17 protein-coding genes are annotated in these 16,220 nt (G+C 29.9%); all 17 read left to right on the top strand.

Annotated elements, in window-relative coordinates:
* Positions 1 to 13 precede the first annotated feature (13 nt).
* The 17 genes from BN854_RS07235 (at position 14) to pyrG (ending at position 16,187) form a co-directional block, all read left to right on the top strand.
* On the top strand, positions 14 to 1,918 hold the full coding sequence (locus tag BN854_RS07235) for an immunoglobulin-like domain-containing protein (RefSeq protein WP_030003879.1): 1,905 nt from the start codon (positions 14 to 16) through the stop codon (positions 1,916 to 1,918).
* 151 nt (positions 1,919 to 2,069) lie between these two features.
* The gene (locus tag BN854_RS07230; protein WP_030003878.1) at positions 2,070 to 3,269 is read left to right on the top strand and encodes a lamin tail domain-containing protein; all 1,200 of its coding nucleotides are present in this window, start codon (positions 2,070 to 2,072) and stop codon (positions 3,267 to 3,269) included.
* 67 nt (positions 3,270 to 3,336) lie between these two features.
* Positions 3,337 to 4,281, top strand: a complete 945-nt coding sequence (locus BN854_RS07225; RefSeq protein WP_030003877.1) for a DHH family phosphoesterase — start codon at positions 3,337 to 3,339, stop codon at positions 4,279 to 4,281.
* Positions 4,278 to 5,195 carry a DHH family phosphoesterase gene (locus tag BN854_RS07220; RefSeq protein ID WP_030003876.1) on the top strand — a complete coding sequence of 306 codons (918 nt, stop codon included), beginning with the start codon at positions 4,278 to 4,280 and terminating at the stop codon, positions 5,193 to 5,195. The genes BN854_RS07225 and BN854_RS07220 overlap by 4 nt, the downstream gene beginning before the upstream one ends.
* A 1-nt stretch (position 5,196) precedes the next feature.
* A complete protein-coding gene (locus BN854_RS07215) occupies positions 5,197 to 6,060 on the top strand; it encodes a tRNA 2-thiocytidine biosynthesis TtcA family protein (RefSeq protein ID WP_030003875.1) in 864 nt (287 codons plus the stop codon).
* Entirely contained in the window at positions 6,053 to 6,586 is a 534-nt protein-coding gene (locus BN854_RS07210; RefSeq protein ID WP_030003874.1) for an MgtC/SapB family protein, read from the top strand. The genes BN854_RS07215 and BN854_RS07210 overlap by 8 nt, the downstream gene beginning before the upstream one ends.
* On the top strand, positions 6,586 to 7,929 hold the full coding sequence (mnmE, locus tag BN854_RS07205; protein WP_030003873.1) for a tRNA uridine-5-carboxymethylaminomethyl(34) synthesis GTPase MnmE: 1,344 nt from the start codon (positions 6,586 to 6,588) through the stop codon (positions 7,927 to 7,929). Before BN854_RS07210 ends, mnmE begins: the two co-directional genes overlap by 1 nt.
* 54 nt (positions 7,930 to 7,983) lie before the next feature.
* On the top strand, positions 7,984 to 9,651 hold the full coding sequence (gene dnaX / locus BN854_RS07200) for a DNA polymerase III subunit gamma/tau (RefSeq protein WP_030003872.1): 1,668 nt from the start codon (positions 7,984 to 7,986) through the stop codon (positions 9,649 to 9,651).
* Positions 9,652 to 9,658: 7 nt separating this feature from the next.
* The gene (locus BN854_RS07195; protein ID WP_030003871.1) at positions 9,659 to 9,949 is read left to right on the top strand and encodes a YbaB/EbfC family nucleoid-associated protein; all 291 of its coding nucleotides are present in this window, start codon (positions 9,659 to 9,661) and stop codon (positions 9,947 to 9,949) included.
* A complete protein-coding gene (recR, locus tag BN854_RS07190) occupies positions 9,949 to 10,539 on the top strand; it encodes a recombination mediator RecR (protein WP_030003870.1) in 591 nt (196 codons plus the stop codon). The genes BN854_RS07195 and recR overlap by 1 nt, the downstream gene beginning before the upstream one ends.
* 110 nt (positions 10,540 to 10,649) lie before the next feature.
* Positions 10,650 to 11,189: a DNA-directed RNA polymerase subunit delta gene (gene rpoE / locus BN854_RS07185; protein ID WP_030003869.1), complete on the top strand. Its 540-nt coding sequence runs from the start codon at positions 10,650 to 10,652 to the stop codon at positions 11,187 to 11,189.
* Between the two features lie 68 nt (positions 11,190 to 11,257).
* A complete protein-coding gene (locus BN854_RS07180) occupies positions 11,258 to 12,085 on the top strand; it encodes a lysylphosphatidylglycerol synthase transmembrane domain-containing protein (protein ID WP_030003868.1) in 828 nt (275 codons plus the stop codon).
* Between the two features lie 38 nt (positions 12,086 to 12,123).
* Complete coding sequence (locus tag BN854_RS07175; protein ID WP_045959866.1) at positions 12,124 to 12,318, top strand: hypothetical protein; 195 nt, start codon at positions 12,124 to 12,126, stop codon at positions 12,316 to 12,318.
* Positions 12,302 to 12,922, top strand: a complete 621-nt coding sequence (locus BN854_RS07170) for a CDP-alcohol phosphatidyltransferase family protein (RefSeq protein WP_030003867.1) — start codon at positions 12,302 to 12,304, stop codon at positions 12,920 to 12,922. Before BN854_RS07175 ends, BN854_RS07170 begins: the two co-directional genes overlap by 17 nt.
* Positions 12,919 to 13,770 carry a phosphatidylserine decarboxylase gene (locus BN854_RS07165; RefSeq protein ID WP_030003866.1) on the top strand — a complete coding sequence of 284 codons (852 nt, stop codon included), beginning with the start codon at positions 12,919 to 12,921 and terminating at the stop codon, positions 13,768 to 13,770. The genes BN854_RS07170 and BN854_RS07165 overlap by 4 nt, the downstream gene beginning before the upstream one ends.
* On the top strand, positions 13,767 to 14,450 hold the full coding sequence (locus tag BN854_RS07515) for a phosphatase PAP2 family protein (protein ID WP_030003865.1): 684 nt from the start codon (positions 13,767 to 13,769) through the stop codon (positions 14,448 to 14,450). The genes BN854_RS07165 and BN854_RS07515 overlap by 4 nt, the downstream gene beginning before the upstream one ends.
* 123 nt (positions 14,451 to 14,573) lie before the next feature.
* Positions 14,574 to 16,187 carry a CTP synthase gene (gene pyrG, locus BN854_RS07155; RefSeq protein ID WP_030003864.1) on the top strand — a complete coding sequence of 538 codons (1,614 nt, stop codon included), beginning with the start codon at positions 14,574 to 14,576 and terminating at the stop codon, positions 16,185 to 16,187.
* Positions 16,188 to 16,220 lie beyond the last annotated feature (33 nt).

Here is a 16,220-nt window from a genome sequence, read left to right as displayed (position 1 = left end):
GAGAATCGAATACATGAAAAAAATATTAACAATGATAACTGCGTTGTTACTAAGTATAACGCTAGTTGCTTGTACTAAAGATGGCAACACGGAAGATTTAAAAGATGCACTAGATAGATTAGATTTAGCGGTAACAGATGCTAATAACGTTAAAGCTAGCTTTGAATTAACAACTGATTTAGCACATGGTGCTAAGGCTGTATGGACTTCTAACAACACAAAAGTTGCAGAAATCAAAGATAGAAAAGGTACGATATATGCTATTATCGAACAGCCTTTACACAGTGAAGGTGAAAAAACAGTAGATTTAGTTGCAACAGTTACATTAGGTAAATTAAAAGAAGATAAAAAATTCACAATTAAAGTACCAAGCCTTCCAGAAGATTTAAGAGTTATAAGTAATATTCAAGCATTAAGAGCATTAGAAATTGGTGGAAAAGATCAACCAACAACAATTCCAGTTAAGTTAGAAAATGTAACTATTGTCGGAATTGATGATGATGCATATTATGTAACTGATGGAACAGATGTGACATTAGTATTTACAACTCCAGTAGGATTAGAGGTTGGAGATAAAGGAACTTTAATTGGTGATGCTGCAATATATTATGATGCATTCCAAGTTTCAAATGCAGGGTTTGTTGTAAAAGAAGTTGATCAACCTGTAACAGCAAAAGAAATTAGTTTAAAAACTTATAATTTCTTAGATGTAAATATTAGTACTGATGCTGGTAAACAAAAAGTTAAAGAAGCTAAATCATCATCAGAATTATTACAATTAGTTAAATTTACTGCTAGAGTTGTTATGAGACCAGATTTTACTGGAGGAGCAAATTATATTACAACATTAGTTGGAACTGACGAAAGTGGGAAATATAACCCAGATGCAAATTTTGTACTAAGTTACTATAAACAAAAAAATCATGAAAAACTAGCTGATTACAACGGAAAAGTTGTAACAATTACTGCAACAGTTCGTGAGTTAAGAGATAATAGAGCACTTACTACAGGTGTTTCAAAACCAGTATTTAGTTTCTCAATTCAAAAAATTGAGGCACCACAAGCAATTGACGATGCAGGTAAATATTTAGCAGATTATGGATTCACATTATCTACAGTAAACTTCCCTAAAAATGATACAATTAAACTTCCAGCAGAAGGTTTAGCATATAAAACTCCAATTACTTGGGAATTAGTTAATGCAGCAGATTCTAAATATATTGATTTAGCAACAGGAAAAGTAACTGTTGAAGATGGAATTAGAGCAGAAGTTAAGTTAAAAGGGACAATGACACTTGGAGCAAATACAGTAACTAAAGAGTTTACAGTTTATGTAGGTGACTATGTTACTATTACGCTTGATAAATTAGAAGAAAATATTAATAAAGCTGTTAGATTTAAAGGAGTAGTTACACAATTAAGAGTTTCTAAAACTGACGTTGAATTTTATATACAAGATGAAAAAGGTGGAGTATACGCAAATTATATTGCAACAAGCAAAACCGGAGAAATAAAAGTTGGCGATGAATTAGAAATTGTTGCTACAATTGAAAAAAATCATTTAGGGTATAAATTTGTTGGTAAAAATACAGTATCAGTTAAAAAAGTTTCTTCTGCAAAAGTAGTGACTCCAATTGCTTTAACAGAAGAGACATATGTAGCATCAACTGTTGGAAAACTAGTAGATGTTACAGGAATATTAACTCAAGCAAGTGATAGTGAGAAAGATAGAAACTTCATAGTAACTGTAGGTGAAAAATCATATAAGGTTTATGTCTTAGCTGATGAAGTTACATCTTTAAGATTGTTAGCAGGTAAAACAGTTAAAATAACTGCAGTATTAGGCTCATATAATAGCAATCTTCAACTTGTTCCAATTCAATCTAATCAAATTATAGATATGACACCAAAAGCATAACTATAAGATTAAGAAAGAATAAATAAATATAATTAGAGAGTCGAAATTCTAGTCTTAGAAATTCGGCTTTTTATTTATTTAGCCAGGATGACTTCTTTTATATGATTTATGATATAATAGTTATGCTAAAGAAACTGAAAGGAATAAAAATATGAAAAAATTTACACTATTGATACTAGCTATTTTTAGTTTTTTCTTGGTATCATGTACAAAAGAACAGGAAGTAACAACAAGCTCTGACATACATATCTCTAAATATTATGAGACTTTTGAACTGTTTGATAATGTTATTGAATTATACAACCCCTTAGAAGAAAGTGTTAATCTATCTAACTATAAATTAGAAATTTATTCAAATGGGGAAAAAATAGTAGGCTATTCTATAGACTTAAGCGGAATCATTGAGCCCAAAAATTACTATGTTATTGCCAATGATAAATATACAAATGAAATTGTTGATGATAAAAAGGATTTAGCTACATCAGAACTAGTATTTAATGGCGATGATGTCATTGCCTTAGTTAAGGATGATAAAATTATTGATATACTTGGGGATATAGGTAATTCTGTACCATTTGCTAGAGATGTAACTCTTATCAGAAAACCTTCAGCAGTGCTCGCTAATAGTAAGTATGATGAGTATTCTTTTATATTTTATACTGAAGGACAATATCAATATTTGAAAAATGATAATTATGAAGTAAAAACAGAAAAAGAATTAATTGAAGGACCACAATTTTTAGAAGAATATAAAAATATGCCTTTTGTTAATGAAACAAATGAAAATAAAGGTGGAGGCGGAGCTATCAAGGTTAAAGTACATAATTATGTTGATGGCGACACAACTCATTTTATAGATGACGAGGGTAATATTTATAAGATGCGTTATTATTTAATTGATACTAGAGAAGTGAATGGTACAAATGTTACAGCACAGGAATGGGGGTATCCTGCAAGTAACTTTACTAACAACATTTTAAAAGATGCAATGGATAATAATAAGGAAATATGGATACAAACAGTTAAAGGTGGACAATTAATTGACACATACAGTAGACATTTAGGTTATGTGTGGGTTGATGGAAAACTAGTTAATTATGAGGTAGTTAGAGCTGGAATGTCTGACATTAACTTTAATTTAGGAAGTGTATCAGAAGGCGATTTAGAACAAACATATAAGAATATACCTTTATTTGGATATGTTCTTAATGCAGCTAGCCGTGCACAAAAAAATGGATGGGGAATTCATGGTGAAAAAGATCCAAATTGGAATTATGATACTAAAAAACCAACTAGTCCGCATAACTTTTTACCAGATCCAAGATTTTATAAAGTAGAAATTGATGGATAAAAGCGACTAAGAATCGCTTTTTCTTTCTTTTATGATATACTACTTTATTACAAGGAAGGAAGTTTTTATGAAAACAGAAATATTAAACTATATAAAAAAATACCAAACAATTATCATACATCGCCATGCTAGACCAGACATGGATGCGATTGGATCACAAATAGGCTTGCAACAAGCCCTTAAAGAGAATTTTCCAGAAAAAGACATATATGTTGTAGGGGATTTAAATCCAATGTCTTACAAGGCAAAAATGGATGATATTACAGATGATACGTATAAAGATGCCTTAGTATTTATATTAGATTGTGCCGTTAGTCATATGATTAGTGATGATAGATATAAATTAGCTAAAGATGTAATTATTATTGATCATCATACAAACCCATCAGATATAGAAAATACATTATTTTACCAACAATCAACTTATACATCAGCGTGTGAAATTCTAGTAGAACTAGTTAAAGATTGGAATTTCAAAATTAACCAAGAATGTGCAACCTACCTTTATGGTGGTATGGTAACAGATACTGGAAGATTTTTATATGTTAATGAAAATAATGCATCACATGCCTTTTTAATGGCATCATACATTACACAGTTTAAACCAGATATTAAAGATTTTTATGATTTCCTTTATACTGAAAGTTTAGAAAAACGACAAGTTAAGAATTTATTCTCAGAATTTTCATTGACTGAACATAATGTTGCTTATAGAAAAAATACAGCTGAATTAGTTTCACAGTCTAAACTAGATGTTCAAGGCGTTAGTCGTGGTATGATTAACCAAATGGCTGGACTAAAAGAAGTTAAAATATGGGCAAGTTTTACAGAAGATAAAGAAAAGAATATTATTCTAGGTGAATTTAGAGCACGTGATATAACAATTGTTGATATCGCTAAAAAATATGGTGGCGGTGGACACAACCAAGCATGTGGTGCTACATTAACCTCTTGGGAACAAGCAGATTTAATAATAAATGATTTAGATGAAAGGGCAAAAGAAAACCTATGAAACATATATATGACAAAATAAAAGAATATAAAACAATTATTATTCATGGACACAAAAGACCAGATGGGGATTGTTACGGAGCTCAGTTTGGATTAAAAAATATTATAGAAAATACATACCCAGAAAAAGATGTTTATGTAGTGGGTCAAAAAAGCGACTTTGTAGACTACGTTGGACAGATGGATGTTATTAGTGATGATGTTTATAAAGGAGCGTTATCAATTGTAGTTGATACTGCAACTTCTGAAAGAATTAGTGAAGAAAGATATACACTAGGAAAAGAAATTATTAAAATAGATCATCATATACCAATAGATCAATATGGAGATTATCAATGGGTAGATACTAGTTTTCCTTCATGTGCACAAATGATTGCTTACTTTGCTAAAACATTTGATATGAAGATTACTAAACCAGGTGCGGTTGCTATGTATACAGGTATTTTAACTGATACAGGCAGATTTAAATATCGCGGAGTTTCACAACTTACCCATGAACTTGCAGGTATGCTATTAAGTAATGGTGCTGATGTAGAAGAAATCGATCAACAATTAAGTAAAGAATCATTAAATGTTATTAGATATAAAGGATTTATCTACCAAAACTTTATCACAGATAATGGATTTATATATGTTAAAGTTTCAAAAGACCAAGTAAAAGAATTTGGTTTAACATATGAAGAAGCATCTTCAGTTGTAAATATATTAGGTGGTATTGATGGATATCCAGTATGGGCAATCCTTCTAGAACAAGAAGATAATACGATTAGAGTAAGATTGCGTTCAAATGGTCCTGATATAGATAAAGTAGCTAACCAATTTAAAGGTGGAGGCCATGCTAAGGCAAGCGGTGCTACATTAGATAACTGGGAAGAACTACCTGCATTTATTAAGGCGGTTAAAGAGGTTATATAATATGCATTGTAATTATATAGAAGTTACAACTCCTAAATTAGATTTAAAAGATATCGAAAGAAGTATTACTAAAACATATAAATCAGTTTTATTTACACCGTTTTTAAAAGCTATTACAGAATATAACTTAGTAGAGCCTAATGATAAAATAGCGGTTGCTATATCAGGAGGTAAAGACAGTTTACTTTTAGCTAAACTCTTTCAAGAATTAAAAAGACATAATAAGTTTCCTTTCGAAGTTGTTTTCTTATCTATGGATCCAGGTTTTATTGAACTGAATAGAAACCAACTATTAAGCAACTGTGAACACTTAAATATCCCTTTAAGTGTAGAAGAATCACATATTTTTGATGTGGTAGGAAAAATAGCTAAAGAAAATCCATGTTACTTATGTGCTAAAATGAGAAGAGGGTTCCTCTATCAAAAAGCTAAAGAACTAGGCTGTAATAAGTTAGCATTAGGACATCATATGGATGATGTCATTGAAACAACTTTATTAAACGTATTTTACGCAGGACAATTTGGGACAATGGTTCCTAAGATTAAAGCAGAAAACTTTGATGATATAGAACTGATAAGACCTTTATTTTACGTAGAAGAAAAAGATATTATTAGATGGGTTAAATACTCAGGTATTCAAGCAATGAACTGTGGATGTACGGTTGCTGCTTTAAAAACTTCTTCTAAAAGACGTGAAATGAAAGAATTAGTAGAAAAGATGAAAGCATTTAATCCTGATGTAGCTAAATCCATTTTCAAATCAGCTGAAAATGTTAATTTAGAAGCTATTTTAGGATATAAAAATAAAAATAAGAAAACACACTTCAATGAAATTTATGACAAGAAAGGAAAATTAGATGAATAATATTTTTTCAGTAGCAGATGGGCACCAATTAGTAAGAGATCTAGGATACAGTTTTAATGAAGTACTATGGATGATTTTAATACCATTAACAATTTCTATTATTATTGCAGGCTATATTGGCTTAGAACGCCAAAACGTAGGTAAAGCAGCGGGTGTTTCGGCACATATCTTAGTTGGACTAGGAAGTGCAGGATTAGCCATTATGCAACGACTTATGTATTATTCTCAAATTAAAGCAGGTATTGGCGATCCTGAGGGACAAAGAATTATTGCTCAGGTAGTTGCAGGTGTCGGTTTTATTGGAGCAGGCGTTATTTTAAAAGATGTTAATAATACAATTAGAGGGCTTACTACTGCAGGAACTATTTGGGCAGTAGCCATGGTTTGTCTAATTTTAGGTAGTGGGTATTTAATATTAGGCTCTATAGTAGGTGGTGTGATGGTACTCTTTATTACACTACGTGACTTTAAGCGTGGTATTAATCCATTTAAAAAACTACCTCATAACAGAGAGGATCATGAATAATGATATTTGATACGATTGCCGCAATCGCAACCCCTATTGGTACCGCAGGAATTAGTGTGATTAGAGTGAGCGGTGATGATGCAATTACCCAAATCAACACAATTTTTAAAGGGAAGAGCTTAAATAAAAAAGAAAGCCATACGATTACCTATGGTCATATATTAAATGAAGATGGTAGTGTTCTTGATGAAGTAATGGTTTCTATTTTTAGAGCACCTAAGTCATTTACAGGGGAAAATGTTGTAGAAGTTTCTACCCATGGTGGAATTTTAATTACTCAAATGGTTTTAGAACGTATTCTAACTTTAGATATTAGACTAGCAAGACCAGGTGAATTTAGCGAAAGAGCTTATTTAAATAAGCGCATTGACCTTGTTCAAGCAGAAGCTATTATGGATATCATTCATGCTAAAAATGAAAATGCTATTAAAGTTGCTCATTTAGGACTCCAAAAAGAAACATCGCAATTAATTAAAAACTTAAAAGAAAAACTTTTAACAGTTGTTGCACAAATAGAAGTGAATATTGATTATCCAGAGTATGATGATGCGGTTGTTATGAGTAAAGAAATAGTTTACCCTAAGACATTAGAACTAATTAAAGAAATGGAAGAAATATTAACTCACTCTAAAAAAACTAGATATATTAGAGATGGTATTAAAACAGCGATTGTTGGAAAACCTAATGTAGGAAAATCAAGTCTTTTAAATGCCTTATTAGATGAAGATAGAGCGATTGTTACTGATATTGCTGGAACAACCCGTGATACAATAGATGCTTATGTTAATCTAGGTGGCTTTACTCTTCATTTAATCGATACTGCAGGGATTAGACAAACAGAAGATAAAGTAGAACAAATAGGTGTCACTAAATCTAGAAAGGCTATTACAGAAGCTGAATTAGTCTTATTAGTTTTAGATCAAAGTAGTGACTTAACAGAAGAGGACTTAGAATTATTAGAATTGACTAAAGACTATCCTAGAATTTTAATTGGTAATAAATCTGACTTAACAAGAAAACTAGATTTAGAATTAGTTTCAATCTCTAGTTTAAATAAAGTAGGACTAAAAGAATTAGAACAAACAATCTTAAAAAAACTACAATTAGAAAACTTAGAACAAAAAGACTTTAACTACTTATCTAATGTTAGACATATAAAGAAGATAAAAGACGCTCTAAATGCATTAAAAGACGTCTTAGAGGCAATTAACAATGATATGCCAGTAGATATTTATGTTCTAGACTTAACAAATGCTTGGAATGACCTAGGAGAGATTTTAGGAGATAACGGGTATGGAGATTTATTAACAGAATTATTTTCTAAATTTTGCCTAGGAAAATAAAGAATAGTTTAATTTTATGATATAATCTATATGAAAATAAAAGGCGGTGAGAAGATGTCATATGTTGCGTTATACAGAAGTTATAGACCACAAACCTTTAGTGAGGTAGCTGGACAAAAGATGATTGTACAAACACTTACTAATGCAATCAAACATGATAAAATTGCTCACGCTTATCTTTTTAGTGGACCAAGAGGGACTGGAAAGACATCTATTGCTAAGATTATGGCTAAGGCGATTAACTGTCCTCACCTAGTTGATGGGAATCCTTGTAATGAATGTGAAATCTGTAAGGCTATTAATAAAAATGAAGTTTCAGATGTAGTTGAAATAGATGCGGCATCTAATAATGGTGTTGATGAAATTAGGGATTTAAGAGATAAAGTCAATTATGCCCCTAGCGTTGGAACATATAAAGTTTATATTATAGATGAGGTTCATATGTTAACAACAGGTGCGTTTAATGCCCTTTTAAAAACATTAGAAGAACCACCAAAACACGTTGTCTTTATTTTAGCAACAACAGAAATCCATAAAATACCAGCAACTATTTTATCCCGTTGTCAAAGATTTGATTTCAAAAATATTGATCAAGATGATATCGTGGAAAAATTAAAAGAAATTGTGTTAAAAGAAAAGATTAACATTAATGATCAAGCATTAAAGGAGATAGCTATTCACTCAGAAGGTGGTATGCGTGACGCTTTAAGTTTACTTGATCAAGTGATTTCTTATAAAGCAGATGATATTACAGAAGATGATGTTTTAGTTGTTTCAGGTGGATTATCTAAAAAAACAATTACAACAATCTTAGAATCGGTTGTCTTAAAGAAACCCCAACAAGCTATTAATGAATTAAATAATATTTTAAAACAAGGCAAGGATATTTCAAGAGTAACAAACGATTTAATTTTAGCTCTTAGAGATATTTTATTAGATAGAACAAATAAGACAAATTTATATGAAGAATTTAAACTTGTTCCTATTCAAAAAATATATGCTTACCTAGCTATTTTAAATGAACTTTTACAAGATATTAAATGGACAAATCAAAAACGTGCATATATTGAAATGGCCTTAATTAAAATGATTAATCATGAGTCAGTCGCAAAAGCAGATTTAGAAGCTAAAGTAGAATATTTAGAAATAGAATTAGAAAAACTAAAAAGTTTACCTAAACAAACTCAAATTGTTAACAAACAAGTGCCTTATCAGGCAACACCTAAAGGAAAACCGCTTGTGACAGTTAAACAAGTTGAAGATATCCTAAGAAATTCAAATAAAGCTAAAAAAGAACTTTTATTATCTGCATGGAGTAGATTAGAAGATTATCCTTTAGCCTCATTAAATGGAATTGCTAAAATGCTTTATAAAGGGTCTTTAGAAGCGATGACAGATGATGTGATGTTACTTGTTTATGATAGTGTCATTTTAGGTAAACAAATGCTTAAAAAAGAGATTAAAAAACAAGTTTTACAAATACTAAATCAGAAAAAAGAATTAGTAAAAGATTATATAGTGATTTTAAAACCAGACTGGTTATATTTAAAAGAAGCATATCTGGCTGAATTAAATTCAGGAACAGCGGTTGCTAAATTACCTGAATATGACTTACATTTATATGAAGATGAAATCAGTGAAGAATTTGAAACCAAAGAAGACCCAACAGTTTCATTGGCATATGAATATTTTGGAAAAGAAAAAGTAAAAATAAAGGAGTAGTAAAACGATGAACCCAAATATGATGAATAAATTACGTAAGATTCAAAAACAAATGGAAGAAGCACAAGAAAAATTAGATTCTACAGAGTTCACTGGAAAAGCTAGTGGAGTAACTGTTATTGTTCAAGGAACAAGACAAGTTGTGGATGTTAAAATTGATCCAGAAATGTTAGATGAAGCAGAAATGTTACAAGATGCAATATTACTTGCAGTAAATGATGCTTTAGCTCAAATTGACAAACAACAACAAGATACTATGGGACAATTTACTGGTGGAATGGGTGGCTTTGGATTCTAATGTATCCAAAATCAATTAAAGACTTAATTGAAGACTTTTCTAAACTTCCAGGAGTTGGTGAGAAAACAGCAGAAAGATTTGTTTTGTTTCTAGCAACTCAAAAAGAAAAGGATGGTATTTTAAGTTTTTCAAGCCATTTAAAAGAAATGACTGATAAAATTGTTAAGTGTGAAAGATGTCACATGTTAACAGAAGATACAATTTGTGATATATGTAAAAGTAAAGAAAGAGACACTGAAACATTGATGGTTGTCTCTGACAGTAAAGATGTTTTTGTATTTGAAAAGATGAAAACTTATCATGGACAATATCATGTCCTAGATGGAGTCATTGATTTTTCAAAAGGAATTAGTCCAGAAGATTTGAATATTGACTCACTATTAAAAAAAGTAGCTTCATATAAAGAAGTAATCATCGCCACTAATGGAACCGTTGAAGGCGAATTAACTGCTAAATATTTAAAAGCCCTTTTAAGTGACTTTAATTTAAGTATAACAAGACTTGCATATGGACTTCCAGTAGGGTCAGATTTGAAGTATGCAGACGAGTTAACCTTGAATAAAGCAGTAGAAAATAGACAAAAATACTAAAAAAAGACTAAAAACAGCAAAAATGCTTGACAATATTCACTAAATGCATTAAAACTATTGCAAAAATAATTGCTTTAATATACAATATAGGCGGTTTTTAGGAGGGCGCAATGAATAAAGAAAAATTAAGCGAATTATCATTGTTAGATATTGTTGAAGAAATTCTTAAAGAAAAAAATGAGCCAACGCCAATTTATACTTTAATGGATGAAGCAGCAACTATCAAAGGAATAGATCCGAACGATGTAGATGAAATTTCACAATTATATTTAGATATTACATTGAGTGCTAAATTCGTGTTTTATGGGGAAAATTTGTGGGCATTAAAAGAAGGTCACTTAGATTTATGGGATAAAGAATCATTCTCATTTGATCAAGACCTTGCAGATGAAGAAATTGAAGATGAAGAATTAATTGACTTTACAGAATTCAATTTAGAAGAAGTTGCTGAAGATATAGATGAAGACGAAGAGTTAGAAATTGATGAAGACTCTAAAGAAGAAAAAGAATATATTGAAGTAGAATTGCCAATTGAGTCAATTGATGAAGACAACGATGATGATGTCGAAATAGAATTTGATGATACTAATTATGATGAAGATGATTATAATGAAATCATGGATGACTATGAAGACATGTATGATGAGTAACAAATACTACATCAAAGAAGTAAGGAGCAATTGATAATTGCTCCTTTATATTTTAAAAGGGTGAGTGTATGGAGATAAGCACAAAAAAGAGTAGAAAAAAGTATATTATTAGCTTTTTAATACTTTTAATACTGATAGGGGTAACGTTTTATATCTTATTTAAAGAGTATAGTATAAAGGATGTTAAAAATGCTTTTAGCTTAATTAATCCTAATTATATCTATTACTCAATCATGATGCTTTTAGTGTATTTATTTTTTGAAGCATTGAGCATGAAGGCATTATTAAACAAACTTGGACATAAAACATCTATTTTGAGTAATATAAAGTATGCATCAGTTGATGTTTATTTTAGTGCTATTACACCTTCTGCCTTAGGAGGACAGCCTATGGTTGCCTACTATATGGAGAAAGATAAGATACCAGTTTCAGAATCTAGTGTTGTTTTATTGTTAAATTCAATTATATTTAGAATTGTTTTGATGGTTTATGGGTTTATCGCAATTATTATTAGTGGTTTTTATTTAGATACGCCAGTTAAAATCATTTTGTTTACCATAGGACTTTCACTTAATGTTGTTTTCATATCTATCTTTTTAATGGCTTTAATTTCAAGAAAGTTATTATTAAAAATAGGTAAAAGTATCATTAGATTTTTACATAAAATTAAAATATTAAAAAAAGATATTTCCATTTATAATGACAAATTAGAAAGTAGTATTGTAAAATATAAAGAAGCGTTCTTATATTTGCAAAAAGATATTTTTTTATTAATAAGAATTTTTACATATAATTTTATTCAAAGGGGAGCAATGTTTTTAATTCCATATTTAGTTTATCTATCATTTGGATTTACAACAGAAAGTTTTATTACACTAATGACTATTAAATACTGATTACAATTACAGTAGATAGTTTACCTATTCCAGGTGGTGTGGGCTTATCTGAAAGTTTAATGATTTCATTTTTTGAATTAGTATATCAAAAAGATTTTATTTTCCCAGCAATGATGATGACAAGAGGGTTAAATTATTACTTAGCTATTTTATTAACAGGAGTAATTATATTAACTTTTATGGTATTAAAACACTTTAAGAAAGGAAAAAAAGATCATGATAGGTTTTTATAATTATACGGTTTATTTAACATATGCAAATCTTATTTCAGCTATTTTTGGTATTGGCTATGCTTTAAATGGTAGACCATTAAGTGCCGTTTTATGTTTAGCTTTAGCGGGATTTTTTGATATGTTTGATGGGGTAGTTGCTAGAACTAAACAAAGAAATAGTTTTGAAAAAAGATATGGTGTTCAAATAGATTCGCTTGCTGATATGGTAAGTTTTGGATTATTACCTGCAGTTATAGGCTATACTATAGGGCTTAACACTTGGTATGGAGCTGCTTTAATGGTTTTATATCCATTAGCGGCATTAATTAGATTAGCGTATTTTAATGTTTTAACAGAAGAGGATAAAGAATTTGCTAGTTCTGGGTTTATTGGTCTCCCTGTAACTTCCTCAGCTATTGTTTTTCCTGCCATATTCGTCTTTAAAAGGGTTATGGGAGCCGACTTTAAGTATTTATACGCAGCCATTATGGCAGTCGTTCTAGTGCTTTTTGTTTCTAAAATAAAAGTAAAGAAACTTTCTCAAAAAGGGCTAATCGCTTTAACTGTTATTGGGGCTATTATCATTACAGTGCTTATTATTTGTAAATCAAAGGGAGTTTTATGAAAATAGTTAGAAAAAATGGGGAAATTGTTAGGCAGGGATCTAGCAGTAAACTTCAAAAGTTTTTATACCGTACTTTAATAGGAAGAATCATTTTAAGGCTATTAATCACTAAGGTAGTTTCTTTTTCTATGGGGCTTTTCATGAATTCATTTTTATCTAAGATTTTTATTAAAGGGTTTATTAAAAAAAATAAGATTGACTTGTCATTATGTGAGAAAAAGAAATTTAAATCATATAATGATTTTTTTACTAGAAAGCTCAAAGAAGTTTCTTATGATAAAGAAGTCACAAGTTTTATTAGTCCGGCTTCATCTAAATTATCAGCGTATGTTATTAAAGAAGATTTAACATATACGATTAAAAATAGTCAATATAGTATTGAAAATCTATTACAAAATAGTGAATTAGCAAACCAATATAAAGATGGATATCTACTAGTTTTTAGATTAGAAGTAGATGATTATCATAGATATATTTTTACGGATAATGGTAAAATAATAGAAAATAAAAAAATTAAAGGTAGATTTCATACGGTCAATCCTATTGCGTTTGAAAAGTATGATGTGTTTAAAGAAAACAATAGAGAATATACAATTATTGAATCTGATAATTTTTCTCAATTAGTTCAAATTGAAGTTGGTGCATTAATGGTTGGTAAAATTAAGAACCATGATGTAGTAGACTTTAAAAAAGGCGATGAAAAAGGATTATTCTTATTTGGGGGATCAACTGTTGTGATACTAGTTAAAAAAGATATTATCAAATTAAATCCTATTTATTTAGAAAATACTAAAAACAATTGCGAAACAATCGTTTCTATTGGTGAAAAGATTGGAGATAAATTATGATAAAGAAATTAAAGAAAATAAATTTTTATCCATTAATCCCGTTTTTATTTTTACTTTTAATACAAAATATAGTATATTTTATTTCTAAACTAATCAATCATAATATGTATCATCATATTATTTCTTGGAAAATAGATGAATTTGTTCCATTATGGACCTTTATGATTGTTGTTTATGTTGGCTGTTATATTTGGTGGGGAATAACCCCTTTGGTCATGGGAAAATATTTATCTAAAAAAAGATTTTACCAATATGTAGTTACAGTTTTAATTACTCATATCGCTTGTATTCTAATCTATATTACTTTCCCAACAACTATTGTAAGACCTGAAATACCTAATACTAATTTTTTTAACTGGTTAACTAATTTAATTTATAAGTCAGATGTGCCTAATAATTTATTGCCTAGTATGCATTCTACTATTAGTTGGTTATGCTTTAGACCGTTTATTAAAACAGATAAATTAAAAGCTCCTAAATGGTTAGTTTTAACTCAGTTTATTATTGCCGTATTGGTGTTTATGTCAACAGTAACCATTAAGCAACACTATATTATAGATGTAATAGCCGCAGTTATTTTAGTTGAAATTATCTATTTTATTGTAGGTAAGACAAACTGGTATAAACCCTTTGAAACCTTCTTTACAAAGGTGAATAAAAGATTAAAAATTGAAAAGTGATTATTTATTAAATTGTAGTTGCTTGATAGTCGTAAGTTTGTTATAATTAAAAAGGGCACACTATAAAAAAGTCTCCTATTATAGGAGGCTTATTTTTTTTATTTTAGAAAGGAAAAATTAGAAATGAGCACAAAGTTTATATTTGTAACTGGAGGAGTTGTCTCTAGTTTAGGAAAGGGTATCACTGCATCATCAATCGGACAAATTTTAAAATCTCGTGGACTAAAAGTGTTCATGCAAAAATTTGACCCGTATATTAATGTTGACCCAGGAACAATGAGTCCTTATCAACATGGAGAGGTTTTTGTGACAGATGATGGCGCAGAAACAGATTTAGATTTAGGTCACTATGAAAGATTTATTGATGAAAATCTATCAAAGGATTCTAGTATTACAACAGGGAAAATCTATCAAACAGTGATTGATAGAGAACGTAAAGGTGGATATTTAGGGGCAACTATTCAAGTGATTCCACATATTACTGATGAAATCAAAAGCAAGCTTAAAGCTGCCGCAGAGTCGTCTTTAGCTGATGTTGTTATCACTGAAATTGGTGGAACTGTTGGTGATATCGAATCATTACCTTATTTAGAAGCGATTAGACAGGCAAGACGTGATTATGGCTATGAAAATACACTTTACCTCCATAATACATTAATACCTTATTTAAAGGCTGCTAATGAAATTAAAACTAAACCAACTCAACACAGTGTTAAAGAATTAAGATCACTTGGTATACAACCTGATATGATTGTTTTAAGAAGTGAAGTAGAGATTCCTAAGCATGTGAAAGAAAAAATCGCACTTTTCTGTGATGTGAATGAAAATGCTGTTTTTGAGTCTCTTGATGTTGAAGTACTATATCAATCTATTCTTAATTTAGAAAAACAAGGAATTGATGATTTCATATTAGATCATTTTAAATTCAACAATTTACCTAAAGCAAATTTATCTGAATGGGAAAATCTCATTTCTAAAATTAAAGGTTTAAAAGAAGCGATAACTATTGGTTTAGTAGGTAAATATGTTTCTTTACATGATGCATATTTGTCTATTAGTGAGGCATTAAAGCATGCAGGATATGCACATGATGTTTCTATTAAAATCAAATGGTTAAGTGCAGAAAAAATCAATCCAGAAAATGTAGGAGAAGCTTTAGCTGATTGTGATGGTATTTTAGTTCCAGGTGGTTTTGGAAAAAGAGCTACTGAAGGTAAAATAGCCGCAATCCAATATGCTAGAGAAAACAACGTGCCAATGTTTGGAATCTGCTATGGGATGCAACTATCAGTGATTGAATATGCTAGAAATGTATTGGGGATTAAAAATGCCAATTCAACAGAGATTGATCCTAAGACAGACGCACCAATTATTACGAAAAAGATTAAAGATTCTAAGTTAGGTGGAACTCTTCGCTTAGGATTATACGAAAGTATTTTAAAAGAAAATACGAAAACGTTTAAGGCCTATAATAAAGGTGTAATTGCAGAAAGACATAGACACCGTTATGAAGTGAACCCTGAGTATGTAGAAATTTTAGAAAAAGATGCTAATTTTATTATTACGGGGGTTGAAAAGACATCTAAATTAGTAGAATCTATTGAATTAAATAACCACCCTTGGTTTATAGCTGTCCAATATCATCCAGAATTTGTATCAAGACCATTAAGACCGCACCCTTTATTCAAAGATTTCGTTTTCGCAGCGAAACAAAATAAAAAGGGCAAATTATTGTAAAAAAAACTATATAGTTATATAATAAAAGAGATA

Source organism: Alteracholeplasma palmae J233 (assembly GCF_000968055.1).
Taxonomy (GTDB): Bacteria; Bacillota_I; Bacilli_A; order Acholeplasmatales; family Acholeplasmataceae; genus Alteracholeplasma; species Alteracholeplasma palmae.
The sequence above is the reverse complement of the archived record's forward strand: the minus strand, read 5'-3'. Positions and strand labels throughout refer to the sequence as shown.